This window comes from Streptomyces sp. MK37H, assembly GCF_018035285.1.
Lineage (GTDB): Bacteria > Actinomycetota > Actinomycetes > Streptomycetales > Streptomycetaceae > Streptomyces > Streptomyces endocoffeicus.
Genome location: NZ_JAAAYH010000025.1, coordinates 35819 through 45797, shown reverse-complemented (window position 1 = coordinate 45797; position 9979 = coordinate 35819). Strand labels below are relative to the sequence as shown.

The following is a 9979-nucleotide window of genomic DNA, read 5'->3' as shown; positions in this document are numbered from 1 at the left end:
GCGGAGCCCTGGCCCGCCCCTGGGCCGGATGTGCCCTGCCCGGCGGAGGGAGCCTGCTGACCCGTTCCGGGCCCATCCACCTCGCCTGCCGGGGGCGGTTCGCCGCCAGTGCCTTGGGCGCCGTGGGAGCTCGCTCCGGAGGCGGGAGCCCCTGCCTCGTCGGCCCCGCCCCGTCCGGCGGATTCCGCGGATTCCGCGGATCCGGCGGCCGCGGCCGCCCCCTCGTCGTTCCGGTCCGCCCCCGCGGGGGCGCCCGTGACGTCGGCCTCGCTGCGGTCGTCCCGGTCCGTCCCGGTAGCCGGGTCGCCCGGGGCACCCGGTGCTCGGGCCCCAGGGTTTGCCGGCTCCGCCGGCGGGTCGGCCTCCTCGGGCGCGGGTGCGGCGTCGCCGGCGAGGCGGTCGGTACTCACAGCGTGCTCCAGTCCTGATCGGGATAGCGGTGCACGGGCGCCGACACATCGTCGAGCGCCTGGCAGATCTCGTCCGGAAGACTAAGGGTCTCCGCCGACAACGCCGCCCTCAGCTGCTGGGCGTTGCGCGCGCCGACGATCGGGGCGGTGACGCCCGGGCGGTCGCGGACCCAGGCCAGGGCCACATTGAGCGCGGTGGTCGCCAGGCCGTCGGCTGCTATGGCGACTGCCTCGACGATCCGGCTCGCCTCCTCGTCCAGATACGGCTCGACGAACGCCGCGAGCTCGGAGGCGCCGCGCGAGTCGGCGGGCGTCGTATGGCGGTACTTGCCGGTGAGCACACCGCGGCCGAGCGGCGAGGACGGCAGCAGCCCGACGCCCAGGTCCAGCGCGGCGGGCAGCACCTCGCGCTCCACACCGCGCTGGAGCAGCGAATACTCCATCTGCGTGCTGGCCAGCCGGGTGTGCGCGCCCGAGGAGGCCAGCTGCCAGGTGGCGGCCTTCGCGAGCTGCCAGCCGCTGAAGTTGGACACCCCCACATAGCGGGCCCGCCCGCTGCTCACCGCGATGTCGAGCGCCTGCAGGGTCTCCTCAAGCGGGGTGAACGGGTCGAAGGCGTGCACCTGCCACAGGTCGACATAGTCCGTGCCCAGCCGCTCCAGGGAGGCGTCCAGCGCGGCCAGCAGATAGCCGCGCGAGGCGTCGAAGCGGCGGTCGGGGTCGGGCACGCTGCCCGCCTTGGTGGCGATCTGGAGATCGCGCCGGGGCAGTAACCCCTCCAGCAGCTGCCCCAGGAGGTATTCGGCGCCGCCGTCCGCGTACACATCCGCGGTGTCGACAAGTGTCCCGCCCGCCTCCCAGAACGCCTTGAGCTGATCCGCGGCGTCGTGTTCGTCGGTGTCCCGCCCCCAAGTGAGCGTGCCGAGCCCGAGCCGGGAGACGCGCAGGCCCGTGCGGCCGAGGTGCCTTAGCTCCATGAACGTCGAGATTACTGGCCGCAAAGCGCCACGTGGCAGCCTGTGGATAACCCACCCCTGACGTATCAGGGCCATGCGCGCTAGAGTCCCCGGAACAGCGACGTTACTGATCAGTAAGGGGTGCGGTATGAGGCTCGGCATCAACCTCGGCTACTGGGGCGCCGGAATGGACGCGGACAACCTCGCGGTCGCCCGCGAGGCCGACAGGCTCGGCTATTCCGTCTGCTGGGCAGCCGAAGCCTACGGTTCGGACGCCGCCACGGTGCTCGCGTGGGTCGCCGCGCAGACCGAGCGCATCGACGTCGGCTCCGCCATCTTCCAGATCCCGGCCCGCACCCCCGCAATGACGGCGATGACCGCCGCCACCCTGGACACCCTCTCCGGTGGCCGCTTCCGCCTCGGCCTCGGCGTCTCGGGGCCCCAGGTGTCCGAGGGCTGGTACGGGGTGCGGTTCGACAAGCCGCTCGCCCGCACCCGCGAGTACGTGGAGATCATCCGCAAGGCGATGTCGCGCGAGCGGCTGACCCACGAGGGCCAGAACTGGACCCTGCCGCTGCCCGACGGCCCCGGCAAGCCCCTCAAGCTCACTGTGCACCCGGTGCGGGAGTACATCCCGCTGTACATCGCGGCCATCGGCCCGAAGAACCTGGAGCAGACCGGCGAGATCGCCGACGGTGCCCTGGTCCTGTTCTACGATCCCGAGCACGCCGAGGAGACCACCCTCAGCTCGCTGCGCGCGGGCCGCGAGAAGGCGGGCAAGGACCTCGAGGGCTTCGACGTGGTGCCCACAGTCCCCATGGCCCTCGGCGACGACGTCCGCGCCCTCGCCGACCAGTTCCGCCCGTACACCGCGCTCTACGTGGGCGGTATGGGCAGCGCCAAGCAGAACTTCTACAACAAGCTGGCGCAGCGCATGGGGTACGAGAAGGAGGCCGCCGAGATCCAGGAGAAGTACCTCTCCGGGGACAAGGAGGGCGCCGCCGCGGCCGTCCCCCACGAGCTGATCGACTCCACCGCCCTGCTCGGACCCGTCGAGCGCATCGCCGACCGCATGCAGGCGTACGCGGGGGCCGGGGTCACCACCCTGTCGCTCACACCCGCGGGCTTCACGCTTCAGGAGCGGCTCGCCGGGCTGCGGGCGGGCGTCGAGGCCCTGGAGCGGGCCGGGCTCGCGTAACGCCCGAAACGTGCACAGTGCCGGCCCGGCGCCGCGCCGGGAAGCCTGGAAAGTTCTGCGGCCGTGGTGGGGGCTCGGGGGTCTTCCCCGCCACGGCCGTCATCCAGCACAACGCCTCCGCCGCCCAGGGGTTACGCGGACGCGGCGTACGGAGGGGTCCCCCGTTCGGCCGAGCCGGGTGCCCCAGCTGTTGCCGCCGGCCCCGCCGGGCCGTTGACTTTTCCTGCGCCGACCCTGCGCTGACCCCGCACCGACTCTGCACCGACTCCGCGCCGAAACCCCGCGCGGATGCCGGGACGGATCCCGGCACGGAAGCGCACGGCGGCGCACGACCAGCGCACGGAGGTGGCGGCGATGCTCTCGGCGAAAAGCGTGTTCCAGGAGATCCTCGACAACGACGAGTCGTTCCGGCTCTTCTGCTCCGTCGCGGCCAGCGGGGAGGCCCAGGGCGGCTGGGAGAACGGCCGGATCGCCGCCCTCGTGCCCGAGAGCCGCCGCGACCTCGCGCCCAAGATCGCCCGCCATGGCGCCGACGAGGACAAACACGGCCGGATCTTCAACGCCCTGCTCCGCAAGCGCGGTCTGGAGCCCATGGAGGTGCCGCGCGAGACCGACTACACGATGCTCCTGGAGGCGCGCGGCATCGGCCTCGCCCATGACAAGCTGCGCCGCGACGAGCCGCTCACCGAGCACGACATCGTGATCTACCTCGCCCACAGCCGGGTCACCGAACAGCGCGCCTCCGCCCAGATGATGATGTTGCGCGGATACTTCGGCGACCACCCCGACCTCGGCCGCGCGGTGCGCATGATCGCCGACGACGAGGACAACCACCTCGCCTACTGCCACGAGGAGCTGCTGCGCCTGGCCGCCGACGGATACGGCCGGACCATCCAGCGGACCCTGCGGGAGAGCGCGCTCGTCGAGATGGAGGTCTACCGGGACGTCAGCCTGGCCGTGATGGCCCGCATGGGACGCCTTCTCGGCTGGCCGAAGCCCAAGTCCGGGCTGCTCGCGGCCGGGATCCACGCCCTGCACACGTACGAGCGGCTGGGCGGCTGGCGGCGCATGGTGTCACTGCGGATGCCCGAGCGGCGGAACGCGCTGGGCGGACCCGCGGAGAGCGCTTCCGGGGTGCCCGAGTCTCCCGAGCTCGTCTGATCGGCCGACTCACCACGCCGGCCGTCCGACAGACCGGCCTCACCGCACCGGCCCCGCCCCCGCCTCAAGCCCTCAGAGCCACCCACGCCGCTTGAACCAGCGGTACAACACCGCGATCACACCGGCCATCAGCGCGATCACCCCCGGATATCCCCAGGGCTGCTTCAGCTCCGGCATGTGTGTGAAGTTCATGCCGTAGATCCCGGCGATCATCGTCGGGACCGCGGCCATGGCCGCCCACGCCGAGATCTTCCGCATGTCGTCGTTCTGCCGCACGCCCATCTGCGCGAGATGGGCGGAGAGGATGTCCGACAGCAGCCGGTCCAGCCCCTCCACATGCTCGTTCACCCGGGTCAGATGGTCGCTGACATCGCGGAAGAACGGCCGGGAGCCCTCGTGCACGAACGGCACCCCGGCGCCGGTGAGCCGCTCCATCGGCTCCCCCAACGGCCCGGCCGAGCGGCGGAATTCCATCACCTCGCGCTTGAACGCGTAGATCCGCCCGGCGGTGTTCTGCCCGGCGCCCGCGTTCGGGGCGAAGACCTCCGTCTCCAGCTCCTCCAGGTCCCCGTGCAGAGCGTCGGCCACGTCCAGGTAGTGGTCCACGACCGCGTCGGAGACCGCGTACATCACCGCCGTAGGGCCGTGCTGGAGCACCTCGGGCATCTTCTCCAGGCGGTCGCGCACCGAGCCGAGCGGATTGGCCTCGCCGTGCCTTACGGTCACCACGAAGGAGTCACCGACGAAGACCATCAGCTCACCCGCGGTGACGGTCCCGGCCTTGTCGTCGTACTGCACCGGCTTGAGCACCAGGAACAGCGAATCGTCATAGACCTCCAGCTTCGGCCTCTGGTGGGCGCACAGGGCGTCCTCGACGGCCAGCGGATGCAGTCCGAACTCGCTGGTGACCAGCTCGAACTCCTTCTCGGTCGGCTCATGCAGCCCGATCCACAAGAAGGCGTCCCCACTCGCGCGCGCCTCGTCCAGGGCGTCGGAGAAGTCGGCGGGTCCCTCGGTGCGGGCCCCGTCCCGGTAGATGGCACAATCCACGATCACGCTGCGCATTGTGCCTCGCGTGATGCCGATCGGCACAGGGGGCCCTGTGCGGGATCGGTGCGCATCCCCGCTGAGCGGCGCCGGAGGGGTCGTAGGGTGGCAGCCATGCCCATGCTGATCCTCGTACGGCACGGCCGTTCCACCGCCAATACCGCGGGCGTCCTGGCGGGCTGGACACCCGGTGTCGCCCTCGATGAGCGCGGTACGGCCCAGGCCGCGGCGCTGCCCGGCAGACTGGCCGGACTGCCGCTCGCCGCCGCCGTCACCAGCCCGCTGCAGCGCTGCCGGGAGACGCTGGCCCCGCTGCTCGCCGCCCGCCCCGAACTGCCGCTGCACCCCGACGACCGGATCGGGGAGTGCCACTACGGCGACTGGTCCGGCCGGAAGCTGGCCGAGCTCGCCGATGAACCATTGATGAACATCGTCCAGCAGCATCCGTCCGCGGCCGCCTTCCCCGGTGGCGAGTCCATGCGCGCCATGCACGCGCGCGCGGTCGAGGCGGTGCGCGACTGGAACGCCCGGATCGAGCGGGAGCACGGCGCCGACGCGGTCTATCTGATGTGCTCCCACGGGGACATCATCAAGGCGCTGGTCGCGGACGCCCTCGGACTCCATCTCGATCTGTTCCAGCGGATCTCGGTCGAGCCCTGCTCGGTCACCGCGATCCGGTACACCCCGACCCGCCCCTTCCTCGTCCGGCTCGGGGACACCGGGGACTTCGCCGGTCTGGCGCCGCGCGAGGAGAACACCGGCCACCGCGGCGGGGACGCGGCGGTGGGCGGCGACGCGGGAGCACCGTGATCGCTGTGCGCAGTAGGGTGGTGCCGCGGTGCGAGGGCGCCGTGACAGCCGTGACCGGGCGGTCGTGACACCCAGCGGTCAGCAGTCAGTCAGCCGAGCAGTCGAACCAAATGGAGCAGGACGTTGTCCCGTCAGGTGTTCCTCTATGACCCGCCGGACCGATTCGTCGCCGGTACGGTCGGGCTGCCTGGTCGCCGTACCTTTTTCCTCCAGGCGTCCGCCGGCAGCCGGACCACCAGTGTCGCGTTGGAGAAGACGCAGGTCGCCGCGTTGGCCGAGCGGATAGACGAGCTGCTGGACGAGGTGGTGCGGCGCACCGGCGGAAACGCCCCGGTCCCCGCCGTCGCACCGACCGAACTCAGCGACACCGCACCGCTGGAAGTCCCCGTGGAGGAGGAGTTCCGGGTCGGCACCATGGCACTCGCCTGGGACGGCGAGGAGCAGCGGATGATCGTCGAGGCGCAGGCGCTGGTCGAGCTGGAGGCCGAGTCCGAGGAGGACCTGGCCGAGGCCGAGGAGCGGCTGCTCCAGGACGATGTGAACGGCCCGCCCATGCTGCGGGTGCGGCTCACCGGGACGCAGGCGCGCGCGTTCGCCAAGCGCGCCCTGGAGGTCGTCAACGCCGGCCGGCCGCCCTGCCCGCTGTGCAGTCTGCCGCTCGACCCGGAGGGACACGTATGTCCGCGCCAGAACGGATACCGCCGCGGAGCCTGACGCCCCCGGCCCCGGCCGAGTTGCTGGCTCTCGGTGAGCTGACGGTGCGCGGCCGGGTCCGGGAGGCGTCCAACGCGGTGCTGTACTGCACGGTCGAGTACGAGGGCCACAGCGCCCCTTGTGTCTACAAGCCGGTGGCCGGGGAGCGGCCGCTGTGGGACTTCCCGGACGGCACGCTCGCCCAGCGCGAGGTCGCGGCGTACGAGATCTCCGAGGCCACCGGCTGGGGCCTGGTGCCGCCCACGGTGCTGCGCGACGGGCCGTACGGGCAGGGGATGTGCCAGCTCTGGGTAGAGGTCGAGACGGCCACCGGCGGGCCGGCCGGGGCCGACGGCGGGCCGGACGGCGACGGCTCGGAGGAGACCGGGGGAGCGGAGCTGCTCGCGCTCGTCGACGGCGATGAACCGGGTCCGGGCTGGAAGGCCGTGGGCTACGCCGAGGTGGGCGAGGGCCGTACGGCGCTGCTGGTCCACGCCGACGACGTACGGCTGCGCCGGCTGGCCGTCCTCGACGCGGTGATCAACAACGGCGACCGCAAGGGCGGCCATCTGCTGCCCGCGGCCGGTGGCCGGCTCTATGCGATTGATCACGGAGTGACCTTCAACGCCGACGACAAGCTGCGCACGCTGCTGTGGGGCTGGGCCGGGGAGCCGCTGCCGGACGATGTGCTGGAGGTGCTGCGCCGGCTGGCGGGCGAGCTGGCCGACGGCGGCCCGCTGAGCGCCCGGCTGTCGGAGCTGATCACCGGGGCCGAGATCGAGGCCCTGCGGGCCCGTGTCGCCGCGCTGTTGCGCACTGGGAAGCACCCCGAGCCCAGCGGCCAGTGGCCCGCCATCCCCTGGCCGCCGGTCTGAGCGGGCCGGGCCGCTCCGGTCCGGGTGGACCGGCCGGTTCCGGGGCCGTGGGGCCGTCCGTTCCGGGGCCGGGTGGGGCCCGCCGCACCCCGCCCGGAGTCCCTGGAACGCGGATCGCGGAGCTCAAGCAGTTCGCGGACGTCCGCGCAAGACCGCCCATCCGGCCAACACCACTGGTCCGGTTCGTATGCGGACGCTGCATCCGGTTACGCTCATTGCATGTATGCCTGGCCCGCTTCTGAGGTTCCCGCCCTGCCCGGCAGTGGCCGCGACCTGAGCATTCACGACACCGCGACCGGGGGACGGATCACCCTGACCCCCGGTCCCGTCGCGCGCATCTACGTCTGCGGGATCACCCCGTACGACGCGACCCACATGGGTCATGCGGCGACCTACAACGCGTTCGACCTCGTTCAGCGCGTATGGCTCGACACCAAGCGCCAGGTGCACTACGTCCAGAACGTCACCGATGTCGACGATCCCCTGCTGGAGCGGGCGCAGAAGAACGGCGACGACTGGACGGCCCTCGCCGAGCGTGAGACCGCCCTCTTCCGCGAGGACATGACGGCCCTGCGGATGCTGCCCCCGCAGCACTACATCGGCGCCGTCGAGGCGATACCGGGGATCGTGCCGCTCGTGGAGCGGCTGCGCGACCTGGGCGCCGCCTATGAACTCGAAGGCGACATCTACTTCTCCGTGGAGTCCGACCCCTCCTTCGGCTCGGTCAGCCGGCTCGACGCCGAGGCCATGCGGCTGCTGTCCGCCGAGCGCGGCGGCGACCCGGAGCGCCCGGGCAAGAAGAACCCCCTCGACCCGATGCTGTGGATGGCCGCCCGTGACGGCGAGCCGAGTTGGGACGGCGGGTCGCTCGGCCGCGGCCGCCCCGGCTGGCACATCGAATGCGTGGCCATCGCCCTGGACCACCTCGGCATGGGCTTCGATGTGCAGGGCGGCGGATCCGATCTCGCCTTCCCGCACCATGAGATGGGCGCCTCGCACGCCCAGGTCCTCACCGGTGAGCGGCCGTTCGCCAAGACGTATGTGCACGCCGGGATGGTGGCCCTGGACGGCGAGAAGATGTCCAAGTCCAAGGGCAACCTGGTCTTCGTCTCGGCGCTGCGCCGCGACGGCGTCGACCCGGCGGCCATACGGCTCGCGCTGCTGGCCCACCACTACCGCTCGGACTGGGAGTGGACGGACGGGCTGCTGCGGGAGGCCGAGGAGCGCCTCGACCGCTGGCGTGCCGCCGTCTCGCGGCCCGACGGACCCTCGGCCGACGCGCTGGTGGAGGAGATCCGCGCGGCGCTCGCGGACGACCTGGACTCCCCGGCCGCCCTGGCCGCCGTCGACCGCTGGGCCGCCGCGCAGTCGGCCACCGGCGGTACGGACGAGGGGGCGCCCGGTCTGGTCTCGCGCGCCGTGGACGCGCTGCTGGGCGTGGCCCTCTGACGCGTCGTCGGGGCTGACGCGTCGTCGGGGCTGACGCGTCGTCGGGGCTCCGCGCCGCGACGGTGAACGCATGAGCCCGCGCCGGGGTCCTCCCGGCGCGGGCTTCTCGCTGTCTCGTGCGCGGCGTGCGTGGTGTGGCGTGCGTGCCGAGGTCGTATGCCGTGTGCGGCGGTCGTGGTTACCGGTCGGAGCCGGATCCCTCGTCCCCGTTGCCACCCCGGTCCGTGCCGCCCTCGTCGCGGCGGTAGGCGTCCTGGCCCTCGGTGCCCCGGCCGTCGTCCGCTTCCTTGGCGCTGTCGGCGTCCTTGGCGTCGCCCACGTCCCTTGCCTCGTCCACGTCCTTGGCCTGGTCCTCGGCGCCGCCGGTGTCCTCGGCGTCGTCGTCCTTGGCCATCTCGTCCTTGGGGGACGGCTTGCGCGGCCGCCCATGGCCGGTGGAGGGGTCGCGCAGATAGGGGGCGCCCGGGCCTCCCGTGCCGCCCTCCAGACCCCCGCTCTCGGTCGCGTGGCCGCCGGCGGGGCCGGGCTGGCCGTCGCGCCGCCGCAGATAGCGCTCGAACTCGCGGGCGATGGCCTCGCCGGACGCCTCGGGCAGCTCGGCGGTGTCCCGCGCCTCCTCCAGCGACTGGACGTACTCGGCGACCTCGCTGTCCTCGGCGGCCAGCTGATCCACGCCCAGCTGCCAGGCCCGCGAGTCCTCGGTCAGCTCGCCGAGGGGGATGCGCACCGCGATGAGGTCCTCGAGGCGGTTCAGCAGCGCCAGGGTGGCCTTCGGGTTCGGCGGCTGCGAGACGTAGTGCGGCACGGCCGCCCACAGGCTCACCGCCGGGACGCCGGCGTGGGTGCACGCCTCCTGGAGGACGCCGACGATCCCGGTCGGGCCCTCGTAGCGGGTCTCCTCCAGATCGAGGCTGCGGGCCAGGTCCGGGTCGGAGGTGACCCCGCTGACCGGCACCGGCCGGGTGTGCGGGGTGTCGCCGAGCAGCGCGCCGAGGATGACGACCATCTCCACGCCCAACTCATGGGCGTAGCCGAGGATCTCGTTGCAGAACGACCGCCAGCGCATGCTCGGCTCGATACCGCGCACCAGCACCAGGTCCCGGGACTTCTCCCCGGTGTCCGCCCGGACCACCGAGAGGCGGGTCGTCGGCCAAGTGATCTTGCGCACGCCGCTCTCCAGGGCCACGGTGGGCCGGTTCACCTGGAAGTCGTAGTAGTCCTCCGCGTCGAGCGAGGCGAAGACCTCGCCCTTCCACTCCCGGTCCAGGTGCCCGACCGCGGTCGAGGCGGCGTCTCCGGCGTCGTTCCAGCCCTCGAAGGCACAGATCATGACCGGGTCGATCAGCTCGGGAACCCCCTCAAGCTCGATCACCCAGCGCC

The 9979-nt window shown here is 72.3% G+C and carries 9 protein-coding genes and 1 pseudogene; 6 read left to right on the top strand and 4 right to left on the bottom strand.

What is annotated here, in order from left to right:
- Both GWI24_RS06455 and GWI24_RS06450 read right to left on the bottom strand, forming a co-directional pair.
- Positions 1–410 (bottom strand): annotated as a pseudogene (locus GWI24_RS06455) (hypothetical protein); the annotation flags it as partial.
- Positions 407–1387: an aldo/keto reductase gene (locus GWI24_RS06450; RefSeq protein WP_210944934.1), complete on the bottom strand. Its 981-nt coding sequence runs from the start codon at positions 1385–1387 to the stop codon at positions 407–409. The pseudogene GWI24_RS06455 and the gene GWI24_RS06450, both read right to left, overlap by 4 nt.
- A 127-nt stretch (positions 1388–1514) precedes the next feature.
- Between GWI24_RS06450 and GWI24_RS06445 the strand changes: the two genes are divergently transcribed.
- Positions 1515–2564, top strand: a complete 1050-nt coding sequence (locus tag GWI24_RS06445) for an LLM class F420-dependent oxidoreductase (protein WP_210944933.1) — start codon at positions 1515–1517, stop codon at positions 2562–2564.
- A 354-nt stretch (positions 2565–2918) separates the two neighbouring features.
- Complete coding sequence (locus GWI24_RS06440) at positions 2919–3725, top strand: ferritin-like domain-containing protein (protein WP_210944932.1); 807 nt, start codon at positions 2919–2921, stop codon at positions 3723–3725.
- 72 nt (positions 3726–3797) lie between these two features.
- Here GWI24_RS06440 and corA read toward each other — a convergent pair whose 3' ends face one another.
- Positions 3798–4790 carry a magnesium/cobalt transporter CorA gene (gene corA / locus GWI24_RS06435; RefSeq protein WP_210944931.1) on the bottom strand — a complete coding sequence of 331 codons (993 nt, stop codon included), beginning with the start codon at positions 4788–4790 and terminating at the stop codon, positions 3798–3800.
- 96 nt (positions 4791–4886) lie between these two features.
- Between corA and GWI24_RS06430 the strand changes: the two genes are divergently transcribed.
- The 4 genes from GWI24_RS06430 (at position 4887) to mshC (ending at position 8599) form a co-directional block, all read left to right on the top strand.
- Positions 4887–5582 (top strand): histidine phosphatase family protein, encoded by a 696-nt coding sequence (locus GWI24_RS06430; protein ID WP_210944930.1) that lies wholly within the window; start codon positions 4887–4889, stop codon positions 5580–5582.
- Between the two features lie 123 nt (positions 5583–5705).
- The gene (locus GWI24_RS06425; RefSeq protein WP_210944929.1) at positions 5706–6296 is read left to right on the top strand and encodes a DUF3090 domain-containing protein; all 591 of its coding nucleotides are present in this window, start codon (positions 5706–5708) and stop codon (positions 6294–6296) included.
- On the top strand, positions 6260–7150 hold the full coding sequence (locus tag GWI24_RS06420; protein WP_210944928.1) for an SCO1664 family protein: 891 nt from the start codon (positions 6260–6262) through the stop codon (positions 7148–7150). The genes GWI24_RS06425 and GWI24_RS06420 overlap by 37 nt, the downstream gene beginning before the upstream one ends.
- Positions 7151–7369: 219 nt before the next feature.
- Positions 7370–8599 carry a cysteine--1-D-myo-inosityl 2-amino-2-deoxy-alpha-D-glucopyranoside ligase gene (mshC, locus tag GWI24_RS06415; RefSeq protein ID WP_210944927.1) on the top strand — a complete coding sequence of 410 codons (1230 nt, stop codon included), beginning with the start codon at positions 7370–7372 and terminating at the stop codon, positions 8597–8599.
- 178 nt (positions 8600–8777) lie between these two features.
- Here mshC and GWI24_RS06410 read toward each other — a convergent pair whose 3' ends face one another.
- Positions 8778–9971 carry a PAC2 family protein gene (locus tag GWI24_RS06410; protein WP_210944926.1) on the bottom strand — a complete coding sequence of 398 codons (1194 nt, stop codon included), beginning with the start codon at positions 9969–9971 and terminating at the stop codon, positions 8778–8780.
- Between the last annotated feature and the right edge of the window lie 8 nt (positions 9972–9979).